24 protein-coding genes are annotated in these 26554 nt (G+C 35.9%); 20 read left to right on the top strand and 4 right to left on the bottom strand.

All coding sequences use genetic code 11. The annotated features are described in order from the left end of the window. Positions 1-356: 356 nt before the first annotated feature. The 3 genes from FIU21_RS08340 to fmt are packed head-to-tail and all read left to right on the top strand — an operon-like array spanning position 357 to position 3816. The gene (locus FIU21_RS08340) at positions 357-926 is read left to right on the top strand and encodes an L-threonylcarbamoyladenylate synthase (protein ID WP_004361264.1); all 570 of its coding nucleotides are present in this window, start codon (positions 357-359) and stop codon (positions 924-926) included. Positions 927-938: 12 nt separating this feature from the next. Beyond that, entirely contained in the window at positions 939-2735 is a 1797-nt protein-coding gene (locus tag FIU21_RS08335; protein ID WP_004361262.1) for a chloride channel protein, read from the top strand. 58 nt (positions 2736-2793) lie between these two features. Beyond that, on the top strand, positions 2794-3816 hold the full coding sequence (gene fmt, locus FIU21_RS08330) for a methionyl-tRNA formyltransferase (RefSeq protein ID WP_004361260.1): 1023 nt from the start codon (positions 2794-2796) through the stop codon (positions 3814-3816). A 270-nt stretch (positions 3817-4086) separates the two neighbouring features. Here the strand turns inward: fmt and FIU21_RS08325 are convergent, their stop codons facing one another. Together FIU21_RS08325 and FIU21_RS08320 are read right to left on the bottom strand one after the other, a co-directional pair. Then, positions 4087-5331 carry an acyloxyacyl hydrolase gene (locus FIU21_RS08325; RefSeq protein ID WP_004361258.1) on the bottom strand — a complete coding sequence of 415 codons (1245 nt, stop codon included), beginning with the start codon at positions 5329-5331 and terminating at the stop codon, positions 4087-4089. 16 nt (positions 5332-5347) lie between these two features. Next, the gene (locus FIU21_RS08320; protein WP_004361256.1) at positions 5348-6097 is read right to left on the bottom strand and encodes an outer membrane beta-barrel protein; all 750 of its coding nucleotides are present in this window, start codon (positions 6095-6097) and stop codon (positions 5348-5350) included. Positions 6098-6875: 778 nt separating this feature from the next. Here FIU21_RS08320 and FIU21_RS08315 point away from each other — a divergent pair. From FIU21_RS08315 to FIU21_RS08240, 16 genes are all read left to right on the top strand, one after another. After that, a complete protein-coding gene (locus FIU21_RS08315) occupies positions 6876-7337 on the top strand; it encodes a DUF6078 family protein (RefSeq protein WP_004361254.1) in 462 nt (153 codons plus the stop codon). A 193-nt stretch (positions 7338-7530) separates the two neighbouring features. Beyond that, complete coding sequence (locus tag FIU21_RS08310; RefSeq protein WP_004361252.1) at positions 7531-8514, top strand: acyltransferase family protein; 984 nt, start codon at positions 7531-7533, stop codon at positions 8512-8514. Then, positions 8501-10015 carry an MATE family efflux transporter gene (locus FIU21_RS08305; RefSeq protein WP_004361251.1) on the top strand — a complete coding sequence of 505 codons (1515 nt, stop codon included), beginning with the start codon at positions 8501-8503 and terminating at the stop codon, positions 10013-10015. Before FIU21_RS08310 ends, FIU21_RS08305 begins: the two co-directional genes overlap by 14 nt. A gap of 27 nt (positions 10016-10042) precedes the next feature. Continuing rightward, positions 10043-11152: a glycosyltransferase WbsX family protein gene (locus tag FIU21_RS08300; protein WP_004361249.1), complete on the top strand. Its 1110-nt coding sequence runs from the start codon at positions 10043-10045 to the stop codon at positions 11150-11152. Positions 11153-11184: 32 nt separating this feature from the next. After that, complete coding sequence (locus FIU21_RS08295) at positions 11185-12459, top strand: nucleotide sugar dehydrogenase (RefSeq protein ID WP_004361248.1); 1275 nt, start codon at positions 11185-11187, stop codon at positions 12457-12459. Then, a complete protein-coding gene (locus FIU21_RS08290) occupies positions 12446-13435 on the top strand; it encodes a glycosyltransferase (RefSeq protein ID WP_036886806.1) in 990 nt (329 codons plus the stop codon). The genes FIU21_RS08295 and FIU21_RS08290 overlap by 14 nt, the downstream gene beginning before the upstream one ends. A 33-nt stretch (positions 13436-13468) precedes the next feature. Further along, positions 13469-14668 carry a glycosyltransferase gene (locus tag FIU21_RS08285; RefSeq protein WP_004361246.1) on the top strand — a complete coding sequence of 400 codons (1200 nt, stop codon included), beginning with the start codon at positions 13469-13471 and terminating at the stop codon, positions 14666-14668. 26 nt (positions 14669-14694) lie between these two features. Further along, positions 14695-15840 carry an EpsG family protein gene (locus FIU21_RS08280; RefSeq protein WP_172891361.1) on the top strand — a complete coding sequence of 382 codons (1146 nt, stop codon included), beginning with the start codon at positions 14695-14697 and terminating at the stop codon, positions 15838-15840. Continuing rightward, positions 15840-16709 carry a glycosyltransferase family A protein gene (locus FIU21_RS08275; RefSeq protein ID WP_036886804.1) on the top strand — a complete coding sequence of 290 codons (870 nt, stop codon included), beginning with the start codon at positions 15840-15842 and terminating at the stop codon, positions 16707-16709. Before FIU21_RS08280 ends, FIU21_RS08275 begins: the two co-directional genes overlap by 1 nt. Positions 16710-16920: 211 nt before the next feature. Further along, the gene (locus FIU21_RS08270) at positions 16921-17847 is read left to right on the top strand and encodes a glucosamine inositolphosphorylceramide transferase family protein (protein ID WP_004361243.1); all 927 of its coding nucleotides are present in this window, start codon (positions 16921-16923) and stop codon (positions 17845-17847) included. A 5-nt stretch (positions 17848-17852) separates the two neighbouring features. Further along, complete coding sequence (locus tag FIU21_RS08265; RefSeq protein ID WP_036886802.1) at positions 17853-18956, top strand: glycosyltransferase family 4 protein; 1104 nt, start codon at positions 17853-17855, stop codon at positions 18954-18956. A gap of 164 nt (positions 18957-19120) precedes the next feature. Next, positions 19121-20035, top strand: coding sequence for an O-fucosyltransferase family protein (locus FIU21_RS08260; RefSeq protein WP_050759768.1), 915 nt, complete (start codon positions 19121-19123; stop codon positions 20033-20035). Between the two features lie 3 nt (positions 20036-20038). Next, positions 20039-21151: a glycosyltransferase family 4 protein gene (locus FIU21_RS08255; protein WP_004361240.1), complete on the top strand. Its 1113-nt coding sequence runs from the start codon at positions 20039-20041 to the stop codon at positions 21149-21151. Then, positions 21141-21776, top strand: a complete 636-nt coding sequence (locus FIU21_RS08250) for a GNAT family N-acetyltransferase (RefSeq protein ID WP_004361239.1) — start codon at positions 21141-21143, stop codon at positions 21774-21776. Before FIU21_RS08255 ends, FIU21_RS08250 begins: the two co-directional genes overlap by 11 nt. A gap of 58 nt (positions 21777-21834) precedes the next feature. Then, positions 21835-22470: a sugar transferase gene (locus FIU21_RS08245; protein WP_004361238.1), complete on the top strand. Its 636-nt coding sequence runs from the start codon at positions 21835-21837 to the stop codon at positions 22468-22470. Positions 22471-22478: 8 nt separating this feature from the next. Next, positions 22479-23840 carry an aminotransferase class I/II-fold pyridoxal phosphate-dependent enzyme gene (locus FIU21_RS08240; RefSeq protein ID WP_036886797.1) on the top strand — a complete coding sequence of 454 codons (1362 nt, stop codon included), beginning with the start codon at positions 22479-22481 and terminating at the stop codon, positions 23838-23840. 496 nt (positions 23841-24336) lie between these two features. Here the strand turns inward: FIU21_RS08240 and FIU21_RS08235 are convergent, their stop codons facing one another. Then, on the bottom strand, positions 24337-25119 hold the full coding sequence (locus FIU21_RS08235) for a tetratricopeptide repeat protein (protein ID WP_004361236.1): 783 nt from the start codon (positions 25117-25119) through the stop codon (positions 24337-24339). Then, positions 25110-25436, bottom strand: a complete 327-nt coding sequence (locus FIU21_RS08230; protein ID WP_004361235.1) for a 2-amino-4-hydroxy-6-hydroxymethyldihydropteridine diphosphokinase — start codon at positions 25434-25436, stop codon at positions 25110-25112. The genes FIU21_RS08235 and FIU21_RS08230 overlap by 10 nt, the downstream gene beginning before the upstream one ends. 114 nt (positions 25437-25550) lie before the next feature. Between FIU21_RS08230 and FIU21_RS08225 the strand changes: the two genes are divergently transcribed. Beyond that, positions 25551-26504 (top strand): glucosaminidase domain-containing protein, encoded by a 954-nt coding sequence (locus tag FIU21_RS08225; protein ID WP_036886794.1) that lies wholly within the window; start codon positions 25551-25553, stop codon positions 26502-26504. The last annotated feature ends 50 nt before the right edge of the window (positions 26505-26554 follow it).

Genomic DNA, 26554 nt, shown 5'->3' with positions numbered 1-26554 from the left:
GTTTTCCAATAAATTCTTATGTGTGCCTTGCTATATTGATAGTGATATAAAGGAATCTTTCTACCCATATCCTTTCTATGCGTTGCTATTCCGCACATATTGTGCTGATGCTTCGCACCAATGGTGTTGAGTGTAGAATACCTTACTAAATATTGACAAGAAAGAGGCAACTTGGTGTTAGGAAAAAATTGTTCAGTCAAAAGTAATCATATGGAAGATTCTTCGTTTGAAAGTTATATCAGACAGTAAAACTCTTTGTAGACTTTCTTTTTATAGTTTTTGTTTTGTGTTCTCGTTTTTTTAATCTAACTTTGCGAATACTTATAATACTTAGAAAGAAAAAACAATAACAGAAGATGAAACAGGAAGACGACATCAAGAAAGCGATTGAAGTGATGAGAAAGGGTGGTATCATTCTTTACCCAACTGATACTGTGTGGGGTATAGGTTGCGATGCTACCAATGCAGAAGCTGTAGCAAAAGTATATGCCTTGAAACGCAGAGACGATTCCAAAGCTCTTATTTGCTTAGTTGATTCTGATAATCGTCTTCAGCGTTATGTTCGTAATGTTCCTGATGTTGCTTGGCAGTTGATAGAAGCTGTTGAGAAACCAACAACATTGATTCTTGATGGTGCTGTCAATCTTGCTCCAAATCTGATAGCAGAAGATGGGTCTATTGGTATTCGCATAACAAAGGAGCCTTTCTCACATGAGTTATGCTATCGATTCCAGAAGGCTATTGTAAGTACTTCGGCAAATGTCAGTGGTGAACCTGCTGCGCAGAATTATCGTGATATCTCACAGGAGATTCTTGATGGTGTTGATTATGTTTGTGAGTCAAGACGTCAGGAACACAAACCACATACCCCATCCAGCATTATCAAATTGGCTGCTGATGGCGAAGTAAAAGTTATAAGGAAATAATTGAATAGATAGATGAAAGTATCAGGTAGTCAGGGGATTATTTCTCGACTTGATAATTGGCGGAAGAATCATGTGTCCAATCGCGAGTTAGTCTTAGTACTGGCGTTTGCTATTGGTCTTCTTGCTTCATTGGCAGCATATATTCTTCACTTTATTATCAAATTGATAGAAGAATTAGTAACCTCTGGTTTCGATGTTGCAACGATTAACTGGCTCTATCTCATCTATCCAATCGTAGGTATTTGGCTGACAAGTCTATTTGTTAAGTATGTTGTACGTGATAATATCTCGCATGGTATTACGCGGGTTCTCTATGCTATTTCTACGAAACAATCTCGTTTGAAAGCCCATAATACTTGGTCGTCTATCGTTGCTTCTGCTATTACGATTGGTTTTGGTGGTTCGGTAGGAGCGGAGGCACCTATTGTATTGACGGGTTCAGCTATTGGTAGTAACCTCGGACGTATCTTTAATTTAGATAATCGCACACTCATGCTTCTTGTGGGTTGTGGCGCAACGGCGGCTGTATCTGGTATTTTCAAGGCGCCAATAGCAGGATTGGTATTTACATTGGAAGTGTTGATGGTCGACTTGACCATGGCTTCTCTTTTGCCGATATTGATTGCATCAGTGACGGCGACGTGTTTCTCTTATTTCTTCACAGGTGGTTCGTCAATGTTTCATTTCCAAATGGATAACATTTGGGGACTTGACCGTGTACCACCGACAATCTTGTTAGGTATTGCTTGCGGTTTTGTATCACTCTACTTCATGCGATTGATGTCATGGTGTGAGAATGGTTATGGGAAACTTTCTTCTAAGCCTTATCTGAAACTACTTGTGGGTGGCTTGGTGCTTTCTCCACTTATTTTCCTCTTTCCCTCTCTCTATGGTGAAGGCTATGATAGTTTGAGATTGTTTATAGAAGGAAAGACAGAAGCTGACTGGATGCAAATCATGAGTGGATCTATGTTTGCTGAGAAGTCAAATTTCCTACTGCTTTATGTGGGCTTAGTTGTCATGACGAAGGTTTTTGCAACCAGTGCAACAAATGGTGCAGGCGGTTGTGGTGGAACCTTTGCGCCTTCTTTGTTTATCGGTGGCTTTGGTGGTTTCTTCTTTGCTCGTTTTTGGAATATGGAGCAACTTGGTGTTTATATTCCAGAGAAGAACTTTACGCTCTATGGTATGGCAGCTGTGATGTCGGCTGTGATGCATGCACCTTTGACGGGTATCTTCCTGATTGCCGAACTAACAGGCGGTTATCAACTCTTCATTCCATTGATTATCGTGACTATCAGTTCTTATCTTACGATAAATATCTTCGAACATCATAGTATTTATGCTGTTCGTTTGGCAAAGCAAGGTAAACTCCTCACACACCATACAGACAAGTCTATCCTCACTTTGATGAGCATGGATAAGATTATCGATCATGACTTTACATCTGTCGAACCGGATATGGAGATGGGAAAACTTATTCATGCTATCAGTTCAAGTCGCAATGATTATATTCCTGTGCTCGATGAGTCTCGTAAGTTATTAGGTGAGATTGATATTAACAATCTACGACATATTATCTTCCGTACTGAACTTTATCACCGTTTTCATGTCAATCAGTTGATGTCACCACCAGCAGCAATGCTCGGTGTCAACGACCCAATGGAGGATGTGATGAAGACTTTTGAACGTACGGGTGCACAGTATTTACCTGTTGTGAATATTGATAGCCAGTTGGTTGGCTATATCTCTCGAGCTCGCCTTTATAGTATGTATCGTCAGTTTGTAGCAGACTTTAGTGCAGAGTAAAATAGATGTCTGCCGTCTCTTACTTATTATCTCACCTCTTGTTAAATTCCCAAAGATAATGAAAAAAGAAAATATACGTATTGTTTTCATGGGTACTCCAGAGTTTGCTGTGGAGTCGTTGAAAACATTAGTTCAGAATGGATATAATGTTGTAGCTGTAGTCACACAGCCTGATAAACCTGTTGGACGTCATCAAGAACAGCTGCAGCCATCACCTGTGAAACTCTATGCACTTGAACATAACTTGCCTGTTTTGCAGCCTGTAAAGATGAAGGATGCTGATTTTATAGACGAATTGCGTTCTTATAAAGCTGATATGCAGGTGGTTGTAGCCTTTCGTATGTTGCCGGAGATGGTGTGGAGTATGCCTCGCCTGGGTACGTTTAATGTACATGCAGCCTTGCTTCCGCAGTACCGTGGTGCTGCTCCTATCAACTGGGCGGTTATCAATGGTGAGACCGAGACAGGTGTGACGACCTTCTTCCTTGATAAAGACATAGATACTGGTCGCATTATCCTTCAAAAACCATTTGCTATTCCTGATACTGCTGATGTTGAGTATGTCTATGATGGCTTGATGTATTTGGGTGCAAAGATTGCTATGGAAACAATTGATCTCATTGCATCTAAATTGCCTGAAGATAGTTTGGATAATGTTGATTTCTCTGCAGTTCTTGATGGCATAAGTGCTCCTCAGGTGTGTGAAGATGCTGAATTACATCATGCACCGAAGATATTCAAGGAGACATGCGAAATTAATTGGAATCAGTCTGCTAAGAAAGTTTATGATTTTGTGCGTGGACTCAGTCCTTATCCTGGCACTTGGAGTACACTCTGTTCTATTGAAGACAATGGAGTAAAACCTTTGGTAATGAAGGTTTATAAGACGGCTAAGTCTGACCGTACATCTGTAGGTACCCCTGGTACGCTCGTTGTAGAAAAGACCCGTCTCTATGTCAATACGTCTGATAACCTCTTGGAACTTCTCGATATTCAGTTGACAGGTAAGAAACGAATGGATGTTCGCTCATTCTTGAATGGGTTTAAGGATATAGAGAAGTACCTCTTCCAGACAGAATGACGATAGTTTAGACAGAATGACATAAAGACATATTGCTTTAATGACATATTTTGTTGTTTGGAAAGAAGTTAAGTATAGGCTATCAGACAGAACTATATAAGATATCTTAATTCACAGCCTACACGTCCCATATTAAAATATGTCATTAAAGCAATATGTTTTTATGTCATTCAGTCTTCCCTTAGAATATGTCATTAAAGCAATATGTCTTTATGTCATTCTGGCTAAATATTTGTCATTCTGTCTAAACTCTTGTCTTTCTGTCTTGTTTTATAGTCTCACAGGCATTGTTATTTGTAGTTCCGTGAAGTCTGCCTTCGTTGCATGTGCATTAACGCTAAAGCCTAAAGTAAGATTCTTTAGCTTAGGGAAACTATAAAACACACCAACTTGTTCATGATAAGGTCTTTCCAATCCATTACGTGATTTATACCCCATGTGTCGGTAGAGGTAATAGCCTAAGCTGACACGAACAGACATGTTACCATAAAAGATCTCGTGACGACCTTCAATGCTAAGTGACCACGGACTATGCTTCTCTCCAGTGTATCCATGTTCCTTATCATGTTGTGCAACTCTGTTGGCATAATCTCCATAGAAAAGACCAAAGCCTACGCCAGATGCCCAGCGATGTGCATAACGATAGAGTAGGTGAGTATGGAAAGAATAGGCTCCGTAGAAAGCAAACTGCTCCCTACGATAATCGGGATGTCCTTGTGGAGTTTCAAATTGTGTCTGCTGCCAATCCTCAAGTAAAGTTTTACCACCTATTCCAAGGGTAAATTCCGTAAACCAATACTTTTGGAAGGGATCTTTAGGATGTGTGTTACCCTTTGCAACCTTCGTTGTTTCCTTCTCTGGTTCGTATACAATACCAAGGAATGGACCTAAATAGTTTGCGCCTTTGTTGGGGCGTGCCATAGCCCCATTGCTATGGTGTGCGAAGTCTAATCCAGCCTTTATGTTCCATTCCTTTGCTACCTTATATTGTCCGTACAGTCCTGCTGTGAAGAAGATATTAAGGTGTGAACCAATATATTCGTTGTCAATATTGTTCTTCTGGTTATATTTTAGCGAGGTATAACCAACGCCAGTACCTAAGTAATAGCCCCACTGCCAGTGTTCACTACGATAAAGTGGACGGTTAAATGTACCATATAGGGTTAGGAAGTTGCCTAATTTACTGGTGTAGTCTACTGGCTGTGCTTCTCCCCATGGATTGTCTTTATGCATTGTTGTTCCATGGTTGAAGTTATAACGCAGGCCAACAGAGAATGTTGGATAATTATAATCGCGTGCAAAATCATTCTCTGATGGTGTGATATTTAGCTGTGCAGCTACGGTATGCGTTTCTTTCGTCTTAGTCCAGATACGTGGCTCCTTGTCTATACATAAAGTTTGTGCAGGCGTATAATGCACCTCTATACCTACTTTGGGTATAGCTATAGAATCATACTCTTCTGCAGAAGCAACTACAGAGAGTAGTAAAGAAGGTATGAAAAGGAGTTTTCTCACTTGTCTTCAAACGGCATCAGAGCACCTGTATTCTGTAGCCAAGTGTTACTTCCAACATGCTGTTGCGAGCGTTCTTTAATAAATCCTTTGCTTCAGCGTTTTTAGTTAATTTTCTGAGAGATAGGCTATAGCGTGCTTCTACCTGCCATTGCTTCCACTCGTAGCTGACGCCAAAAGGAATAGATACATCACCTCTGTAGATGTTATTCTTTAAATTAATATCTTCTCCATTTTTACGCTTAGCATGTGCGCTGATAAGATAGCCTGTATGTACTCCTGTAGTGAAGCTCCATGGTAAATCAGCCCAAGGGTACCAACGTACAAGATAGTTCATATTGAAATAGTGCAAGTTAAAGTTATATGGACCATACTCTTGTACAACAGGGTTCCCATAGTCGTCTGTGGTATCAATATTACGATAGACCCCAGAAGAACCTTGGTGGCTATAAAGTAGCTCTGCGTCAATGGCAATGTTATTTGCAATAAATACTTCAAAAGAAGCACCTGCAACACATCCAATATTCATTTTCCCATCGATTCCAGAGAGGTTTGATAATTTTAATCCCACTTTTGGGGCTGCGTAGATGTCCCAAATCGTATGTTCACCAGTTGGTTTGGTATCTTGAACAATAACTTCTTTAACGTCCTGGTAGCCTTCTTTAACGGCTTGTCCAATACGCTTTGCGTAGTTCTTGTTTATTACCTGAGCCTGTCCGTTTGTCAATGCCCCTAAAAGGATGGCAGCAATCAATATAATCTTTTTCATTTTTTAGGATAACTGATTCTGTTGCAAAGATAGTGATTTTTCTTCAAACCATTGATATCTTGTGGCTTTTTCATACATATAAAGATACAGAATACAATACAGAATGACATAAAAGTATAGATAGTGTTAAGCCAGAATGACAAAAATACATATTTTTCAATGACATATTCAATATAGTCTGTGTGGATAAATATGTTAAGCCATAATGACATAAAGACATTTTTAATGACATATTCAATACAAGAAAGGTGGTTGGAGTATTAATTATGTCTCTATGTCATTCTGTCTTAGCTTTGTCATCATATGTGCGGGGTATCTTGGTGATTACTCCCCTCCCTTTGGGGGAGGGGTTGGGGAAGGGGCCAGTTGGTGGGTCAGGCCTTGTTGCTCATTCTTTCTTTTTTATATCGTGTGCCTACAATTATTCTATGAATATTCTTTCTTTTCTCATTTTTTTTATTTAATTTTGTACCCATAACAAAGGGAATAAGAACTATTAACAGAAAGATTCTGCGAACGAAGCAACTACTGAATTGACCAGCACAGTTTTTGTTGTTTAACTAACGATTGTTACTGTACCACGTCTATTTATTTTTGCACATTCGTTCTTATGTGGAGGAACCGTGATAGTTGTCAGCCTGCAAACTATTCATTGTTTGTAGGTAGGAGATGATGTTTTCTTTTCTTAACCTCAATTGCTTACTCTGCGTGTTCTTTTCTTTGTTTTGTTCTCATTTCCTTATCTAATCTAAGAGTATCTTAATATTATAAATACCCAATGGACACAAACGAATCGCTGAGCTTAGAAACTTTCCCTAAGAGTTATGAAGCTTGCTTCCTTGAGAATTGTGCAGTGAGAGAAGATTGTCTTCACCATTTATATTTCAAGTTACAACCAACCTCCAATACATGGGGAGATGCAATCTTTCCCTCGGCACTTATGCCTGAAAACCTTGTGAATGGTTGTTGCAGGATGTATCAGGCGAAGAAGCTCGTCACTTGTTATGTGGGCTTTACACACTTCTTCGATGAGGTGCGCCGTAAGGATTTACCAAGTCTCCGCAAAGAAGTATATACCTATTTTCGTGGTCGTAGTAATTTCTATCGTTATGGCAATGCAGAAAGAGGCTATCTTTATACACAGTCGATGGCGGACGATGTGAAAGCGTTATTTATTGAGTATGGCTATAACGAACCTAAATACGAGCGGACATTCAAGTCAATAGTCTTTTATGAGTAGGTATTGATACTATCTTAATTTAATGTTCTATTCATTTAAGCATGATAAAAATACTCTTATAGTTTTGTCTGGCAGCTCCGGACAGTCTTTCCGACTACTCCGAACATGTTGTCCAGAGGCTTCGGACAACTTGTCCGATGATATTTAGATACTCAAAACAATTAAAAATATCATTTATTAACATAGATACATAATGACTTTAAATCAGCGTATTAATTGGATAGATTGGGCTAAGGTTTTTGCTATATATTTAGTAGCATTAGGACACCTCTTAAGTAAAACAGGAAGCGAAGGATATATCTTCAATTTTATATATTCTTTTCACATGCCATTTTTCTTTTTTATCTCAGGGTACCTCTTTAGAATTAAAGAAAATGGTTTTGTCGACTTCCTAAAAAGCTCTTTTCGCTCATTATTAGTTCCTTATATTTTATTAAATTTGATAGGAAATGCCTTCCTTATTCCAACTTGGGTGTTGGCAAGGCATTGGCCTATAGATCAGTTGTTTTATTTTATTACAGCGGATGGTCGTGGAGAACCTGGTCCTACTTGGTTTTTAGTATGCCTTTTTCAGGTTCGACTTTTATCATATTTTATAGTACGGAAGACTCCTGTTTGGCGTTTGTTAGTTGTCTTATTCTGTATATTGATTGCTTATCTATTTCCTTTTCATTTATATTGGAGAATTGATACTGTGTTTATGGTTATACCATTTTATATAGCAGGATATGAACTAAAAAGCAAGTTATCTTTTTTCTCTTCGAAGATACCTTTTTTTATTTTACTGCTCATTGTGTTGTCATTGACAATGATAATGGGTTATTCAAATGTATATTTACGTTTGTTTGGCGATTATCCATTGCTTTATTATCCTTATGCATTTGCAGGAATCTTTATGTTAATTAGCTTGTCGTTCATGTTTGATAAGTACAATTTTAAGTTTATTACAATATTATCAATAGGGACAATTGTGATAATGGGGCTTCATGGTATAGTCTTCTTATATGTGGAAACTATATTTAAAGATTTATTCTCTTTAGACTACATATTTCTCACATTCACTGGCAAATTACTTTTGTCAAGTATAAGTCTTTTGTTATTATATTATCCAATTATTTGGATTCAGAAATATTTTCCTATTGTAATGGGAGGAAGAAGTCGTTATGGAAGGGAATAACAAAACGATAGCCAAAAACACTTTGATGTTGTATATGAGAGCTATACTCTTGATGGGTATAGGGCTTTATACTTCGCGTGTCATACTTCACGTTTTAGGAGTTACTGATTTTGGTATTTACAATGCTGTAGGAGGAATTGTTGCAATGTTTGGTTTTATCTCTTCCTCACTTAGTAATGCTACCTCAAGATTTATAACGATTGCTATTGGACAGGGTAATCAAGAATATACCAACCGAACCTTTGGGACAATTAAATATATCTATTATTTGCTATGCATATTGGTTGTTTTACTAGTGGAAACAGTCGGATTATGGTTTCTATATACAAAAATGACTATTCCTTCAGACAGAATGGTTGCAGCTTTTTGGGTTTTCCAATATTCTATACTATCTACTGTTATAGGGTTTATTTGTGTACCCTATAATTCTGCGATAATAGCTCATGAGCGAATGTCAGCTTTTGCCTATATATCTTTGTTTGACGCTATATTGAAATTGTTGATATGTCTTCTTTTACAAATCACACCTTATGATAAATTGGTAGTTTATGCGACATTACTATTTCTTGTAGAAATTATTGATAGGATTATTTATGCCGTTTATTGCAGTAAGCATTTCGAAGAAGTACGTGCTCCCGCAAAATTAGATAAGAAGCAATTAAAAGAAATTCTAACAATGTCAGGGTGGACTTTAAGTGGTAATATATTTTGGATTCTTAACACACAAGGTGTGAATCTTATTTTAAATGTCTTTTTTGGACCTGTTGTTAATGCTGCACGAGGTATTGCTCTGCAAGTTCAAGGGGTTATGGGACAATTCGTTCTTAACTTCCAGACTGCTATCAATCCTCAAATAACTAAATCCTGTTCACAAGAAAATTTTAAGCGAATGGGAGAATTATTAATGTTAAGTAGTAAATTTTCTTATTTCCTTTTATTCTTGATGTCTTTACCAGTTTTCTTAGAAGCACCTTTTATTCTAAATTGTTGGTTAGGAACTGTTCCTAGCCATACTGTCGTCTTCTTACGTATAGTCTTAGTAGGGGCTTTAATCTCATCATTGTCAAATCCGTTGTGGATTTCAATATTAGCTATAGGGAAACTAAAAAAATATATGATTTGGGATAATATAATTCAGTTTTTAGTTCTACCCTCTTTATATTTTATATTTAGATTTCTAAATGGTGATCCTGCGTGGGCTTTCATCGTTGTTGGAATATCAGCGCTTATTGGACTAATAGTTCGTGCATGGATTACACTTCCATTGATTCATTATAGTAGAAGAGAGTATATTTGGAAAGTAATACTCCCTCTTTCTGTTGTTACATTATTATCGCCAATTTTACCATTATTTTTAGGTAAATTTGTTTTATCACCAATTCTAAATTTCCTTTTTGTCATAATGATATCATTTTTCTCATCAGTAATGGTAATCTTTGTATTAGGGTTAACAAAAAATGAAAGGTCTTTTATTGTAAATAAAGTATACTCCTTTTTTTAGTGAAAATATAAGTTTTATTCAGTAGTTATGAAGCCTAAAATAATTGCATTTTATTTACCTCAGTATCACCCAACACCAGAAAATGATGAGTGGTGGGGAAAAGGATTCACCGAATGGACTAATGTTGGACGTGCTAAGTCTCTTTTTAAAGGACATGACCAACCAAGAGTTCCTACCGAATTAGGTTATTACGATTTGAGACTGCCAGTGGTGCGCGAGCAACAAGCAGAATTGGCAAGAAAGGCTGGTGTTACTGCTTTTTGTTATTGGCACTATTGGTTTGGAAATGGAAAGCAGATGTTGTCAGAAATTTTTGATGAAGTCTTAAGTTCTGGCCAGCCAGATTTCCCTTTTTGTTTAGGGTGGGCAAATCATTCTTGGTTTGCAAAATCATGGGATAAAACGACACCGAATAAGTTACTAGTTAAGCAAGAATATCCAGGTATAGAAGATCAAATACAACACTTTCAATACCTACTTAGAGCCTTTAAAGACCCAAGATACATTAAGGTGGACAATAAACCTTTCTTATTGATTTTCGACCCTTTTACTCTTCCTGATATATATATCGAAAACTTTAGAAAATTCGCTAAAGAGGCTGGTTTTCCTGACTTATACATTGTAGCAAATAGCTATAAAATAGAATTATCTCCAAATTACTTTACTGAAAAAGGATATGATGCCGTTAGTTATGCGCGTCTTTCTTCCCTTTGGGCTGAAAAAATAAGAAGAATGGGAAAATTGGAACGTAACTTTTTTTCTATGTATCGTGTCTTTAAGCAACTGGTTACCGGACGTCCGCGAGGTGCAAGAGACTATAGTAAGGATTTCCCAAAGTTAATTACTAAGCAAGACAAAGATAGAAGAATTATTCCACAGATTGTTCCACAATGGGACCACAGTCCTAGGAGTGAGCATGCGGCTGATTTGATATATTATAATTCGACACCAGAAAGTTTTTATCTTCATTGTTTAGATGCATTTGAAGTATTAAAAGATAAGTCTGAAGACGAACAAATTCTAATATTAAAATCATGGAATGAATGGGGAGAAGGAAATTATATGGAACCAGATATCTCAAATGGCGATGGTTATATCAAAGCTCTACGTAAAGCTTTAAATAAAGTTTCTAAATGATATTTTTAAGTTAAATACAAAGGATAGATAATATGATAAGCAAAGAAATTAAAATAGCTGTTATTGGCTTAGGTTATGTTGGCTTGCCTTTGGCTAGGTTATTCTCAACAAAGTTTCAGACTGTTGGTTTTGATATGAATCAGGGTCGTGTTGATGCGTTAATGGCTGGTCATGATGCTACTTTAGAAGTATCAGATGAATTATTACAATCTGCTTTGGAAAATGGATTTGTCTGTACAACTAACCTTGAGGATATTAAAGACTGTAATTTTTATGTTGTTGCCGTACCAACGCCAGTTGACGTAAACAATCGTCCTGACTTGAAACCTCTTTGGGGTGCAAGTGAGACGGTTGGTAAAGTTATTTCTAAGGGAGATGTTGTTGTCTACGAGTCAACAGTTTATCCAGGCGTAACGGAAGAAGAATGTTTACCTGTAGTAGAGAAAGTTTCTGGCTTAACATTCAATAAAGACTTTTTTGCAGGTTATTCTCCTGAGCGTATAAACCCAGGCGATAAGGAGCATACTGTAGAGAAAATTAAAAAGGTAACATCGGGTTCTACTCCTGAGATTGCTGATTTGGTAGATAATGTGTATAATGCAGTTCTTATTAACGGAACACATAAAGCACCTTCTATCAAAGTAGCGGAAGCTTCAAAGATTATTGAGAACTCTCAACGTGACGTTAACATTGCGTTTATGAATGAGTTGGCTAAGATCTTTAATGCAATGGGTATCGATACAAGAGATGTAATAGATGCTGCTGCTTCTAAGTGGAATTTTATTAAGTTGAATCCTGGTTTAGTTGGTGGCCATTGTATCAGTGTAGATCCTTATTATCTCATTCAAAAGGCACAGGTCTATGGTGTCTTGCCACGTATCATGTCTGCAGCACGTAGATTGAATGACGGTATGGGAGATTACGTCGCAAATCAGACAATCAAGATGATGAATAAGAAGGGTGCACTCGTCAAGGATTCTAATATCTTGATACTTGGTATCACCTTTAAGGAAAATTGTCCTGATGTACGTAATACTAAGGTTGTTGATATCTATTCTACATTGTCGGAATACACTTCAAACATTACGGTCTTAGACCCATGGGCTAATGTTGAAAGAGTGAAGAAAGAATATGGGATTGATGCTGTCGCGTCTTTGCCTAAGGATAAGAAATATGATGCTATTATTCTTGCCGTTTCTCATAAGCAGTTTGCTGATACGGACTGGAGAGAGAAATTAAATGAGAATGGTGTTATTTATGACGTCAAAGGCTTCTTAAATAGAGATATTGTTGATGGACGACTATAAATATAAACTTAGCATAATAATCCCAATGTATAACGCAGAGAAGTACATTGGGATTTGCTTAGACTCTATTCTTGGCTCCAATCTACTAAAAGAGGAGTATGAAATAGTTATCGTTAATGATGGGTCACAAGATAAATCCCCAGAGATAGCTCAAGACTATGCTTTAAGATATTCTAATGTAACATACTTAACTCAAGAGAATCAAGGACAGAGTACTGCGAGAAATTATGGAATAAAAACTTGTCAAGGTGAATATGTTTGGTGTGTAGATGCTGATGATAAAGTTATAAGTGAGCTGTTGCCAAAGATTATTGAAGCTTTAGACGAATATAAAAATTTGGATATTTTGGCTATTCAACTTCAGAACGTAACAGAAGGAGGACAGTATTTAGATGTTGAATGTAGTCAGCCTACGCTTGAGCACAATAAGGTTTTATCTGGTGTAGAGGCAGTTCTTTCTGGTTATAATCCTTCTTCAATCTGTGCTTTAATTACAAAGAAGCAATTATTTATTGATAATAATATATTCTTTGTGAAGGGAATTACACATCAAGATGTTGAGTTGACATATAGACTTATGCCGTGTGCAACGAATGTTGTGTTTAGCGATATAACTCCTTATCTGTATATATATCATCCAAATTCTACCAGCAAGTCTATGGTACCAGAGAAGAAGATAAAATACATTAAGGATGATATTTATATTATAAATTCTTTCCGTAGGTTAGCTTTGTCTTTTAAGGATATAAACCCTCAGTTATATAGTGTAATATTTAATCGAAGCCAGAATGTGCTGTTTGGTTTGGTATACTCTTTATATAAAAACAAAAAAGAATGGGGAAAGCTTGGTATCAATTCTGTTATTATAGATGAAATGAAAAAAGAACAGTTATATCCAATGAAGGGACATTTTGATTCATTGAAGAAATCATTATTTGTAAAGTTGTTTTTGAATATTCCTTGTTTAATTAAATAATTTATCACAAGTCGTTTAAAAGTATAGAATAATATGAAAGTCACTATGATTTCTGTGATGATGCCTGCTGCGGAAAATATCCGTGGTACAAGTGCATTGCCTTATCATTTACTTGCTGGTAGAGATAGAAGTATAGAGGTAATTCTTTATTCGTATAACTTAAATCGGCTTTCTAAAGAGCAGATTGATTCTGTAGCAAAGGAACTTAATATAAAGATTTGTTTATTGCCAGTACCATGGTGGTATAATTTTTTCCTTAGATTTCTTTTACCATTTAGAATATTATTGAATTATCCTATTGGTAATTATATTAGCTTAAGTTCTTCACAATTAGATACTATTATTAATGATTATCCTGATGCTATATGGATTTATGGCGAGGAGTTATCTCGTGTCAGTTGTCAATTAAAGGATTTTAGGCGAATACATACATTGCCAGATTGTGAATCTCTCTATTATTATAGGATGCTTGGTAAGCGTTTCGCAATAAGAAATAGAATAAGATTTTGGAGATCAGCGTTTATGTATCCTAAGTATCTGAATATGGAGAAACAGTTTGATACATCTTCAAATATTCACTATCATTTGGTAGGTAAAGAGGATGTTAATTTCCTTGAGGAGATTTGTCCTGGAATTCAAGCTCATTTTCTTCGTCACCCTCATTATCAAGTTGCAAAACCTGCTAAGGTTATTTCCTTTAATTCTCCAAAAATAAAGGTTTTATTTGCAGGGCAGTATAACTTGTATATGCAGCAGGATGCTGATATGCTGATAGATTGTCTGATAAAATCTAAAGATCTCTCAGAACTAAAAGAACATTATGTATATACTTTTTTAGGTAAGGGATGGGATAATCATGTAGAGAGACTTAATAAAGCAGGGTATGAAACTCATCATATAAAATTTGCCCCTGATTATATTGAAGAAATTTGTAAACATGATATTCAGGTAACACCTATATGTATAGGTACAGGTACTAAGGGAAAAGTCCTAGACGCAATTGCTAATGGTTTATTGGTTGTTGGTTCGTGGTATGCATTGGAAAATATAGCAGTAGAGCATAATGTTTCATGTATACAATATGAAGAGATAAAAGATGTTGTTAACATTCTAAAGAAAATACACCTTAATCCTTCTAAGTATGAGGCTATAGCTGAGTGTGGTAGAGAAAATATTTTGCAGAAGCATAACGGAGAGACTACTTCTAAAGAGCTTTTCTGTCTCTTCAAGTAGTTATTTATAATTAAAAATATCCTCACATGATAGTCTATTTATTCATTTTTATTCTTGTTCTTTTCATTAACAGTTTAGCCATCAAGTATAATTACAATCGCGATAGGGCCTTGTTTTTCTCACTTGTGATATTGGCCGTTTTTGTAGGTCTGTCTGACATGCTTGGTGGATATGATAGATATATATATGCAAGTTTATTTGATGACATTGCTGATATTACTAGAGTAGGAGGAAATTATAAAGATGCTAGTATTTTTACATTATATCCATCTGAGATAGGTTATATTGGGAGTAATGTCTTGATTTCTTTTATTACAAGTAATAGGTATATATTTATTCTACTGTATACTTTGATAATTTATTTCCTATATTATTTTTCCCTAAAGAAGTATTGCATTAATTATCCATTTGCTATAATGCTTTTTATGGGACTTATGTTCTTCTTTACATTCACTTATTTTAGACAAATGGTGGGAGTAGGTATTGCTTGGTTTGCTATTAGATATGTTTATAAGAAAGAATTGTACAAATTCATAATATGCGTATTGGTTGCAGCCTCATTTCACAATTCTGCTATAATTTTATTCCCATTATATTTCTTACCAATCAAACGTTTTAGTCAACGAAGTATTATTATTATTATGAGTATATGTTTGGTTCTTGGTTTGTCTGGTGGTCCTTCTGCATTATTCAGATTATATGGTGATGTAACAGATATGCAATATCGAACAGATTCTTATGCGGAGCAAGAGACTGGCTTTAGATACGAATATATTATAGAAGCATTTGTTTTTTTATATTTCATATTAAAGAATTATTCTTTAATCCCAACTACGAAAAAAAATATAGTTCTACTCAATACATCTTTAGGATTCTGTGCAATATTATTACTTTTTGTTCTTTCTCTTAATGGTGGGCGATTAGGATGGTATTATTTGATAGGAGTAATAAGTACATTATCTTTGATTGCAAATAATATCAAGAGTAATAATCTAACGAGGAAAATTATTCCTATTATCTGTTTCTTACTTTTCTTCCGAATTGTGTATTATTGGGGTTTTTTGCTTTCTCCTTATAAAACATTCTTCACAAATGGTGTACGTGAATATGATCCTATCTACGAAAAATACGAGTATGATGAGAAATATTCTATAGATAAATTTTATCGTTGATGATTACAGTTTTAACACCTACTTATAATAGGGCTTCTTTACTTATTAATTTATATCAAAGTCTTACAAAACAGGACTTTGAAGATTTTGAATGGGTTATTGTTGATGATGGTTCAACAGATACTACTACAGATATCGTAGATAAGTTTATAAAAGAACAGAAAATAGTTATAACTTACATACAGCAGCTTAATGGAGGTAAGCATAAAGCCCTAAATAGAGGAGTTAAAGAAGCAAAAGGTGAACTTATTCTTATTGTTGATAGTGATGATAGTTTACCTCAAAATTCTTTATCTATTATACAGCGTTATTATTTGGATATAAAAGATAACCCTTTAATTGGGGGGATATGTGGTTTGATGGCCCATCACGATGGGACCGTTATCGGAAAGCGGAACGTTTCTTTACCGATAAATATAAGTTCTATAGAAATGCGTTATAAATATGGATTTGTAGGAGATGTTTGTGAAGTGTTTAAAATAGATGTTTTGCGAGAGTTCCCTTTCCCGGAGTTTGATAATGAAAGGTTTTGCCCAGAAGATTTAGTTTTAAATAGAATAGCAAAAAAATTTAAGTTACTATTTATTAATGATGTTATCTATTTGCGTGATTATTTAGAGGGAGGACTAACATCGAAAATAGTAAAGATACGTATGCAAAGCCCTATTGCTTCTATGATGTGTTATGCAGAAATTTTACAAAACGATATCCCATATATTTATAAATTAAAAGCTGCAATAAATTATTGGCGATTTAGATACTGTTATCATGGTAAAGGTTCTTTTCCGAAAATAAGAGGGATATGGAATGTTGTGTCACTAATAGGTTGGGGAATGCATATAAAGGATGTTTATCTTTTAGATAAATAATACTGATAAGAATAGATGAATATTATGAGAAAATATACTTTTATTTAACTAAAATATGAATGAATATTACTTGGTTTTTTATTGGTTTGCAATGATAGTATAAAAGATAATCTTAATGTTATGTAAAATGAAGAAATAAACTTTAACTAGTTATCTTCATATATTGTAAAATGAATATTAACGTTTTGTTCAATCATTAGATGTGTATATTATGTTTCTAAAAAAGAAAATTAAGAAACTAACAGAAGAACGTTGGAATGTTGGTTTTATTCAGAATTCTATAGAAGACATATTGAATAATTTCCCTTTAAAAGTGAATTGGGTTAAACATAATTATAAAAATTCATGGTTTGCGGATCCATTTATTTTGGATGTATCTGAAAAGAAAATAGAACTTTTAGTAGAAGATTTTTTTAAGCCAGCAAATAAAGGTAGAATATCTAAGCTAACAATAGATAAAGCTTCTAGCGTCTTGCAGAGTTGTGATGTAATCCTTGATTTAACGACACACCTTTCTTTTCCTTTTATCATAAGGCAAGAAGACCCTTTGTCTCTTTTTATTAGAGATATAGATACTCATGTAAATTCTTTTAATGAACCTTATGTATATATCTTACCTGAAAATGGGGAAAGTGGACATTTAAGCATATATAGATATTTTCCACTATCAAATAAAATCGATTTTTTACACAGTGTATTGGATGAAGGTGTTGAGGATGCTGTTCCTTTCTTTATTGATAATCAAACTTTTTTATTCTGTACTCCGAGAAAGAATCCTAATGGAAATATCCTATATATATATAAATGGCATTCTGAAGAAAAAAAGTTTATTTTCTTGAAATCAGTTTCTTTTAAGGAAAATGTTGCTCGTATGTCTGGAGCTTTCTTTTATTATAATAATAAGCTTATACGCCCGACACAAGAATGTAATTTGCAGTATGGGCACGCAGTCACATTACAAGAAACAAATATAAGAAATTTCAGTTTCAAAGAGCTTAGAAGGATTTATTCTACACATCCTATTTTGAATGTCGGAAGTCATACGTTTAACTCTTATAAGAATATTATAGTTACAGATACTTTAGGATTTGATAGGATGTGGATACGTAAGATATTAAAGCGATTTAATTTAATATAAAAACAATGAGAATACTTCAAGTCATAACATCTTTGGATATGGGAGGCGCTGAAACGTTGGTGGTTAATTTGATACCAAGGTTGCAGGCTTTGGGGAATACGGTGGGTTTATGTATCTTTAATGGAAAAGAGACACCATTGACCTATAGATTGAAGAAAGAGAGTCCACAGACAAAGGTATATGCGTTAGGACATGGGGTTTATAATCCACTCTATATATTTAAATTAGTAAAGATAATGAAGAATTATGATATTATTCATACGCATAATTCTTCACCGCAACTGTTTGTAGCAATCGCCAATTTATTTTGTTCTCAAAAGTTGGTCTCTACGGAGCATACAACTTCTAATCGTAAACGTGATTGGAAATGGTATGCACCAATTGAGAGCTGGATGTATGGACAGTATAATCATGTTATCTGTATAAGTCAGATTGCTGAAGAAAAATTGCGAGAATACATGGGAGGTGCTTGGTTGGATAAGGTCAATCCCAAGTATAAGCAAATCTCAACAATTAATAATGGGGTAGATGTTAAAGCTATCAGTAATGCTACTCCTGATAATAATTTATTATTATTGAAGGGAAAAAGGAAGGCTGCTTTGATGGTTGCTGGGTTTCGAGATGCAAAAGATCAGGATACGATTGTTAAAGCTTTAGGATTACTCAATAACAGTGACTTTGAGGTTTGGTTTGCTGGTGTTGGTATACGTCAAGAAATTGTTAAGCAGTTAGCAGATTCGCTTGGTGTAAGTGAGCGAGTTAGATTCTTAGGCTTACGTACTGATATTCCAAATGTCCTGAGAGCAGCAGATGTTATCGTGATGTCTTCTCATTGGGAAGGGTTGAGCCTTAGTAATGTAGAGGGAATGAGTGCACATAAGCCTTTTATAGCCTCTGATGTTAATGGCTTGAAAGAAGTAACTAAGGGATATGGTATTCTTTTCCCACATGAGGATGCAAAGGCATTGGCAGAAGAAATTAACCGATTAGCAAGTGATGAAACTTATTATAACGAGATTGCAGAACGCTGTTATAATAGAGCCTTGGAGTTTGATATTTCAAAAACGGTTAATGGCTATAACTCTGTATATGAAACAGTAGTGTTGTAAAAAAGAGTGTTATATATTTTCTCTATAGTTTTTACTTCATGTTTTGATACTATTACTGCACTACATTCTGTATATCAATAACTTGGACATTAAGAAAGTCTTAATTTATGATAGAAAGAAATAATTTAGTTAAGCTTATAGATTGCTGTTATCGTGAACCTCGGATGAAGTTCAGGATAATGAAGGAGAAAGGGTTCTCTTTGTACACAACGGGTAATAGTTATCCGTTTGTATTTATGGTTGATGGTAGAATTCCTCATGGTGGAATGTTTGACAGGCTGAAAGGTCTGATTACCATTTATGCTATATCTAAAGCTTTGGGAAAACCATTTAAATTGAATTGGACTTATCCGTTTGTATTAAGTAAGTATCTTGAGCCAAATGAGTATGATTGGCTAATTGATGAGAGCCAAATGAATTTTGGTCTTCTTTCATATAATAATGTTATAGCCTACGGAGAGATAGTAGACCCTTCTCGTTTATATAAGAAACGTTCGTCTGAAACACATTTCTATTATGGCTATAACTCCTTAGATAAGGTGAATGCTCATTTTGGTACGAGTTACCAGTGGGGGGAGTTGTATAGAGAGCTATTTCGCCCAACAAATTATCTCCAACGTTATTTGGACCAATATAGGTCAGAGATTGGAGCTAACTATATCGCAATTCATACACGTTTTATGAATCTTTTGGGTGATAAGACGGAAACGGCTATTAACCCTGAGTTAAGTTCTGATAATCAAAAGAGTGCATTGGTAGAGGCAGCTATCAATGCAGTAAAGAAGATATCTGAACAGCACCCTAACACAAGGATTCTTATCGCTTCGGACTCTATGGTCTTTATTGAAGAGATAAAAAAAGCAAAGCTTGATGTGTATATTGTGCCTGGAACAGTAAAGCATATAGATACTGCTGGAGAAACAGATGATTCTGAGAATATCAAAATGTTCACTGATTATTATTTAATCAGTGGTGCGCAAAAGGTATATAGCTTATGGCATGAAGGAATGTGGAAGAGTGCATTCCCTGAGTATGCTGCAAGAATTGGAAATGTGAATTTTGAACGTGTCGAGTTCTAAATCATGAAGAAGAAATTAATTCGCGTTACAACTGCGGACATATCCTTAAATAGTTTACTAGAAGGACAGCTGAAGTTTTTGAACCAATACTTTGAAGTTGTTGGTGTTGCAAAAGATACTGGTGTTCTGAAGGAGGTTAGTGAGCGAGAGGGAATCCGTGTGGTAGATGCTCCGTTAGAACGTCCTATTAGTTTAGTGAAAGATATCAAGGGTTTATGGTTCTTGTATCGTCTGTTTCGTAAGGAGAAGCCATGGTGTGTGCATGCTAATACTCCTAAGGGAAGTTTGTTGGCAATGATTGCTGCGTGGTTTGCATGTGTTCCGCATAGGATATATACCGTTACTGGCTTACGTTATCAGGGTGCTCATGGCATGTTGAGGACGATTCTTAAGACAATGGAACGATTGTCATGTCTTTTTGCCACAAATGTAATTCCAGAAGGGCAAGGGGTATTACATGCCTTGCAAGAGGATTGTATCACAAAGAAGCCGTTGCGGGTGATTTGGAATGGAAATATTAATGGTATTGATACAGAGTTCTTTTTGCCTGTAGAGAATACTAATGATACGTCAGATACTTTTAGCTTCGTCTTTATTGGAAGAATGGTTAAAGATAAAGGTATACATGAGCTTACGGAGTGTATGCGACAACTGAATTGTCGGTTAATATTGGTTGGTACTTTTGAGGAGGAGAATGCCGTTTCGGAATCAGATAAGGAGTTTTTGACAACTTCTGACAAGGTGAAGTTTGTCGACTGGCAAAGTGATGTTCGTCCTTTCTTGGCTCAAGCTGATGCACTTGTCTTCCCAAGTTATCGTGAAGGATTCCCTAATGTGCCAATGCAAGCTGGTGCTATGGGATTGCCTTCTATTGTTACGAATATCAATGGCTGTAATGAAATTATTAAAGATGGTCTGAATGGTAAAATTATAGCTGCCCCTCTTAAAGAAGGGTCTGAAGTTATGCAACAGGCTTTGCTTAATACTATGAAATGGTTTATTGAGCATCCTGAAGAGGCTAAACGTATGGGACGCAATGCACGTCCAATGATACGTGAAAGGTATGAGCAGAAGGATATTTGGAAGGCTTTAAAAGAGTTTTACGATGCTTTATAAAATAGCACATATCCTACGTGACAAATTACCTTGGATCTGGGATATTATAGGGATTATCAATTCCTTCCTTTTTGGATTAAGGTATGGAAGTAAAATGAAGAATGTTCAGAATATTCTTTCTCATTTTACTAAAACTACAGATGAGGCTGGTAATGCACTTTCCTATAGGATAGAGAGCCTTGGTAAGGATAATCTTCCTATGTTGGCAAAGATGTTTGCAGAACAGCCTGCGTCAGCCTTTGACTTCTTTAAACCTCATGGTTTCGATGAACTATCATTGAACAAGTTAGCAAAAGATAAAAGTTTTCTTGCTTATATCGTTGTTGCAGAAGGAGCTGTTCAACAAAAAATATGTGTTGGATATTTCTTCCAGCGGAGTTTCTTTTGGGGGAAATCCTTTCGTGGGTATATGACAGATTATCGTTGGCAACGTCGTGGAATCAATAAAATGATGAATCTATGTGCAACAGAGATTTCTTCATTGTTAGGTCTTAGGGTTTTTGGAACAATTGCGCCAGATAATATTGCTTCTATGAAATCTGCTCAGACTGCTAATGATATTCAGATTATTGAAAGATTACCTAATGGAGATTACTATGTAGAGTACAGACCTAAAAAGGATTAATCTGTAAGGTTATTTTTTTAGATTCTGAAAAAATCATTCTTAATATTGCAGTATAATTATGTTTTTAAAATGGTCATTTGATAAACTCGCATCTTTGTTTGGTTTGCTATTCCTTAGTCCGGTATTATTGGTAGTAGCAATTCTAATCAAGGTGAAGATGCCTGGTCCTATTTTGTTTTGTCAGAAGAGAGTGGGGCAGTATGGTAAACTGTTTACTGTATATAAGTTCAGATCGATGACTGTCAAGGCAGAGGCTTCTGTAGCAAGTAGGGATTCAGAAGCAACTTCTATTGCTTCAACTGAACAGTGCCGCATCACACCACTTGGCGAGAAACTTAGACGTTATAAGTTAGATGAGCTACCAGAACTCTGGAATGTTCTCAAAGGTGATATGAGTTTTGTCGGTCCACGTCCAGACGTTCCTGGTTATGCCGATCAGTTGCAAGGAGAAGAAAGAGATATTTTGAAGTTAAAGCCTGGAATAACAGGTCCAGCCAGCTTGAAATATAGAAATGAGGAAGAACTCTTAGCTTCTGTTGAGAATCCTGCTCAATATAATGATGAGGTTATTTTCCCTGATAAAGTCAAGTTAAACCTCTATTATTTAAAGAACTATTCCTTTATAAAAGATATTCAAATGATTGTCTGTACAGTTCTCGGAAAAAAGATGGACTATGCAGGTGAAAAAATATAATTAGTAAAATGGAAAGAAATCGTGTTTTACTTTGTCTCGCTCACATGAGTGGTAACGAGATGAGATACATCCAAGAGGCGTTTGACACCAATTGGGTGGTGCCATTGGGACCAAATGTCAATGGCTTTGAAGATGACTTGAGACGTTTCTCAGCCTCTGTAAGTCCTTCAGATGAAAGAAGAAACTTCCTTGAAAAAGAGGACTATCCACAGACAATTATGGCGCATGAGGATAATCCTGATAATCTTTGGAAGGAGTCTTTACCAGGGTTGGAGGATAAGCGTATTGTAGCACTCTGTTCTGGTACCTCTGCTGTACACCTCGCTTTAGTAGCATTGGGAGTTAAAGCTGGCGATGAGGTCATTTGCCAGAGTTTTACCTTCTGTGCCAGTTCACATCCAGTAACTTATCTTGGTGCAACTCCTGTGTTTGTTGACTCAGAGAAGGAAACATGGAATCTTGACCCTGCACTTTTGGAGGAAGCTATTAAGGATAGAATTGCTAAGACCGGTAAGAAACCTAAAGCAATCATTGTAGTTTATCTTTATGGTATGCCTGCAAAGATAAAAGAAATTCTTGCAGTAGCAGATAAATATGATATCCCTGTTGTAGAGGATGCCGCAGAGGGTTTAGGTTCAAGATACGAAAGACAGGTATGTGGTACCTTTGGCGAGTATGGTGTTCTCTCATTTAATGGAAACAAGATGATTACTACATCAGGTGGTGGTGCACTTGTTTGTCCTAATGAAGAGGTTCGTAATAATGTGATGTTCTATGCAACACAGGCTCGTGAGGGTTATCCATACTATCAGCATGAGAAGATTGGTTTCAACTATCGTATGAGTAATGTTTGTGCTGGTATCGGTCGTGGTCAGATGACAGTCTTGGATGAGCATATTGCTCATCACCGTCATATTGCTCATTTGTATGAAGAGGCTTTCAGTAAGATAGATGGTATTACCTTCCATGCAAACCCCTCACCAGAGTTTGATTCTAACTTCTGGCTGAACACAATGGTTCTTGACCCTTCTGTTAAGGTGAAAGGTCAGGAGAATGCATATAAGACTACAGTACAGGGAGCAGTTGGTGGTGCAGCTGGTGTTATTCATTCAGTAGATAATGCACATACTGATTGTGAACCAAATGCTAATGTTGAGGCTATGCGTGTCTTCCTTGATAAAGCCAATATTGAGAGCCGTCCTCTTTGGAAGCCAATGCACAAGCAGCCATGTTATAAGGATTGTCCAGCATACGTAAATGGTGTGAGCGAAAGTCTTTTCAAAGTAGGTATGTGTTTACCAAGTGGACCATTAGTAACAGATGATGATGTGAAATATATTGTGGAGAAGATAAAAGAGACAATGGAATAAATACCTTCTTTTATGACCCATATTAACCCAAACCGGTCATTAAACCACAATATATATTTCTTTTTATTATGGTATTGTTTCCTAACATCTTTTATTTTCTTATCGGCATCTTGTCCGTCTTTGTAACTTGACGTAGCCCGCTACGCCTGCGTAACAAATCCAAACAATCTGCTCGAAAATAAAACAAAATATGTTTAGGATCTAATGCCCGATTTGGGATTAAGGGCTGACGTCGGAGATCTTAATGTCTTCGGTGCCAGCCCTTGTTGTGTTTCTCCATATATTAGATTATGGTAATATCTGATTTACCTTGCCTTCTTATCCTATACATAAAATCCGTTGGATTATCAAATGAATAAATAAAAATCTCAATTTTTATTAGGTTTGTATGTCAAGTGGATAAAAGGCATGATTTTTCTGCCATTTTTGATATGTACGTGTCGCAAAAGTACGAAAAAAAACTGAACGAACGAAGAAAAGAATAGAAATTTAGTACTTATTTTTCAAGTTTTATTTTCTCTTCTTTTTTGATAATATCTTTTACATTATCTGGCGTTGTAGATGGTAATAACATCGTAGAAATCAATGAGTTGATAATTGTCGATATGTTTTTTAATTGCGTCGTCTCATTATCTTTATTGGTCGTGCTGTCTGTTATTTTCGACAAAGAATCCTTAGGCAATGTAGCCTCATAATTTGTCCAACAAGCAGCAGCCATACGTTTTATCTGTGCAAGTCGTCCCTGCACATTTTCTTCCTGTTTATACTGGTTATAAATCTTTTCAGCATTCATGTATTGGTCGTATGCTGGTTTCCATGATTGAAGAAACATATTGCATAGCCCTAACCGATAATAGACATCTCCTTTTTCTCGTTCATAACATACGGTTAGTGTTTTCTCATAATAGGGGATAGCTTCCTTATATTGCTTTAAGTTGAACTTACTTTCTGCAGTTGTATAATAGTAGACTGACCGCTCATGTGGCGCAAATACTTCCAATTTAGGCATAACACCCTCTAAGTATTTAACTGATGCTTCATAATCCCAATCATGGTAATAGCAAAGGCCTATATAAGCCTTAAAACGTTCATTAAGCTTATATTCTTTATCCAATCGCTGAAAGATAAGCAGGGCTTCATGATACTTTGCTGAAGTAAAGTATTCCAGTGCTTTCCCTAATTCTTCAGCATCCTTGCTCTTTTGTGCAAATGCAGGGATAGAAGTTGTAAGGCATAGCAGAAGCGTTATGATTAATTTTCCAGTTCTTCTTATAGCCATATTATCTTTTTTACAATCTTCTCGCCATATTGTGCAAGGTCAATATCAATCAGAACTTTTCCTATTTGATGATTTTCGTGAGAGTCACCCATAGTTTGTTCTATCTTCTTTAAGCATTGTATTACTTGGGTGAGAGATAATATTGTATCAAAAGTTCCTATACAATTCAAGAATTTGTCAGACTTTATTCCAATCGGTTCAGTCCATTGTGTATCAGAGAATTTGACACCCTCGAAACGTTGTTTCAGCAGTGTCTGAGCTTTGAAAATATTCTCCTCCTGATTAGAATTTGAGCCAAGTGCAATGATTGTCTTCATGAATACAAAGTTACGTATAAGTTTTGAAATCTTTGTGAGATTTAAGATAATTCACTTTGTATTATATAATAAAACCCGTATTTTTGCAGTTATATAATCTAAAAAGAACTTTTTATGAAGCGATATATCTTCCTTTTTATCTCATTCCTCTATATGTTTTCTACCGTAGCGTCGGGACAGGCAAGATGGAATCAAGTTTATCAATCCTATATTGATCAGTATAAAGACATGGCTATTGAAGGTATGCTGAAGTATGGCGTACCTGCAAGTATCACGTTAGCACAAGGTTTGCTCGAGAGTGGGGCAGGGCGTGGAAGACTTGTTCTTCTTGGTAATAATCACTTTGGTATCAAATGTCATGGTTGGCTGGGTCGTACAATTTCGCATGATGATGATGCAAAAGGAGAATGTTTCCGTGCGTATGATAGTGCGTTAGAAAGTTTCGAAGATCATTGTAAGTTTCTTCGTGACCGTCCCCGTTATAGAAGTCTGTTCAGTTTGGATAGATCCGATTACCGTGGTTGGGCGTATGGGTTGAAGCGAGCAGGTTATGCTACTAATCCTGTCTATGCACAGAGTCTCATTAATCTTATTGAGCTTTATAAGCTTTACGAGTATGATAAGGCGAAAAGTTACGATCGCTTTATGGCTCATCATAGTGGTGAGAATTCTGTTGTTCGTGGCATAGAAAATGGTCGTCCAAATCCTGTTCAGGTTTTGGGTGCACATCCTATCAATAAATACAATGACAACTATTATGTTATTGTAAGACAGGGAGATTCTTTTAAGTCGTTAAGTAAAGAATTAGAAATTAGTGTAGGTAAGTTGGCTAAGTACAATGAACGTGATAAGCATGAACGTCTGATTCCTGGAGAGTATATCTGGTTGAAGAAGAAACAAAAGAAAGGTCCGAAGGAGTTTAAGAAGCGTCCATATTATGTACGTAAGTCAGAGAGTTTGTACGATATTGCACAACGTTATGGTATTCGTTTGAAGAGTCTTGTGAAGAAGAACGAAAAGATTGCCGAGCGTGGTCTGAGAATTGGCGATGAAGTGATATTATACTAATCATATATTTGTTCAATATGGTTCATTAGGCTTAAACGATTTATTAACTC

Origin of the sequence: Prevotella melaninogenica (genome assembly GCF_013267595.1) — a bacterium.
GTDB lineage: Bacteria > Bacteroidota > Bacteroidia > Bacteroidales > Bacteroidaceae > Prevotella > Prevotella melaninogenica_D.
Note: the sequence above shows the minus strand (reverse complement) of the source record. Positions and strands in the feature narration are given on the sequence as shown.

What these genes read in the sequence shown, in the direction of transcription:
- FIU21_RS08340 (WP_004361264.1), top strand. Translation starts at nt 357, where the DNA reads ATGAAACAGGAAGACGACATCAAGAAAGCGATTGAAGTGATGAGAAAG.
- FIU21_RS08255 (WP_004361240.1), top strand. Translation starts at nt 20,039, where the DNA reads ATGAAGAAGAAATTAATTCGCGTTACAACTGCGGACATATCCTTAAAT.
- FIU21_RS08250 (WP_004361239.1), top strand. Translation starts at nt 21,141, where the DNA reads ATGCTTTATAAAATAGCACATATCCTACGTGACAAATTACCTTGGATC.
- FIU21_RS08235 (WP_004361236.1), bottom strand. Translation starts at nt 25,119, where the DNA reads ATGGCTATAAGAAGAACTGGAAAATTAATCATAACGCTTCTGCTATGC.
- FIU21_RS08290 (WP_036886806.1), top strand. Translation starts at nt 12,446, where the DNA reads ATGGACGACTATAAATATAAACTTAGCATAATAATCCCAATGTATAAC.
- FIU21_RS08285 (WP_004361246.1), top strand. Translation starts at nt 13,469, where the DNA reads ATGAAAGTCACTATGATTTCTGTGATGATGCCTGCTGCGGAAAATATC.
- FIU21_RS08315 (WP_004361254.1), top strand. Translation starts at nt 6,876, where the DNA reads ATGGACACAAACGAATCGCTGAGCTTAGAAACTTTCCCTAAGAGTTAT.
- FIU21_RS08310 (WP_004361252.1), top strand. Translation starts at nt 7,531, where the DNA reads ATGACTTTAAATCAGCGTATTAATTGGATAGATTGGGCTAAGGTTTTT.
- FIU21_RS08300 (WP_004361249.1), top strand. Translation starts at nt 10,043, where the DNA reads ATGAAGCCTAAAATAATTGCATTTTATTTACCTCAGTATCACCCAACA.
- FIU21_RS08245 (WP_004361238.1), top strand. Translation starts at nt 21,835, where the DNA reads ATGTTTTTAAAATGGTCATTTGATAAACTCGCATCTTTGTTTGGTTTG.
- FIU21_RS08270 (WP_004361243.1), top strand. Translation starts at nt 16,921, where the DNA reads ATGTTTCTAAAAAAGAAAATTAAGAAACTAACAGAAGAACGTTGGAAT.
- FIU21_RS08240 (WP_036886797.1), top strand. Translation starts at nt 22,479, where the DNA reads ATGGAAAGAAATCGTGTTTTACTTTGTCTCGCTCACATGAGTGGTAAC.
- FIU21_RS08295 (WP_004361248.1), top strand. Translation starts at nt 11,185, where the DNA reads ATGATAAGCAAAGAAATTAAAATAGCTGTTATTGGCTTAGGTTATGTT.
- FIU21_RS08230 (WP_004361235.1), bottom strand. Translation starts at nt 25,436, where the DNA reads ATGAAGACAATCATTGCACTTGGCTCAAATTCTAATCAGGAGGAGAAT.
- FIU21_RS08225 (WP_036886794.1), top strand. Translation starts at nt 25,551, where the DNA reads ATGAAGCGATATATCTTCCTTTTTATCTCATTCCTCTATATGTTTTCT.
- FIU21_RS08305 (WP_004361251.1), top strand. Translation starts at nt 8,501, where the DNA reads ATGGAAGGGAATAACAAAACGATAGCCAAAAACACTTTGATGTTGTAT.
- FIU21_RS08275 (WP_036886804.1), top strand. Translation starts at nt 15,840, where the DNA reads ATGATTACAGTTTTAACACCTACTTATAATAGGGCTTCTTTACTTATT.
- fmt (WP_004361260.1), top strand. Translation starts at nt 2,794, where the DNA reads ATGAAAAAAGAAAATATACGTATTGTTTTCATGGGTACTCCAGAGTTT.
- FIU21_RS08260 (WP_050759768.1), top strand. Translation starts at nt 19,121, where the DNA reads ATGAAGTTCAGGATAATGAAGGAGAAAGGGTTCTCTTTGTACACAACG.
- FIU21_RS08265 (WP_036886802.1), top strand. Translation starts at nt 17,853, where the DNA reads ATGAGAATACTTCAAGTCATAACATCTTTGGATATGGGAGGCGCTGAA.
- FIU21_RS08320 (WP_004361256.1), bottom strand. Translation starts at nt 6,097, where the DNA reads ATGAAAAAGATTATATTGATTGCTGCCATCCTTTTAGGGGCATTGACA.
- FIU21_RS08280 (WP_172891361.1), top strand. Translation starts at nt 14,695, where the DNA reads ATGATAGTCTATTTATTCATTTTTATTCTTGTTCTTTTCATTAACAGT.
- FIU21_RS08335 (WP_004361262.1), top strand. Translation starts at nt 939, where the DNA reads ATGAAAGTATCAGGTAGTCAGGGGATTATTTCTCGACTTGATAATTGG.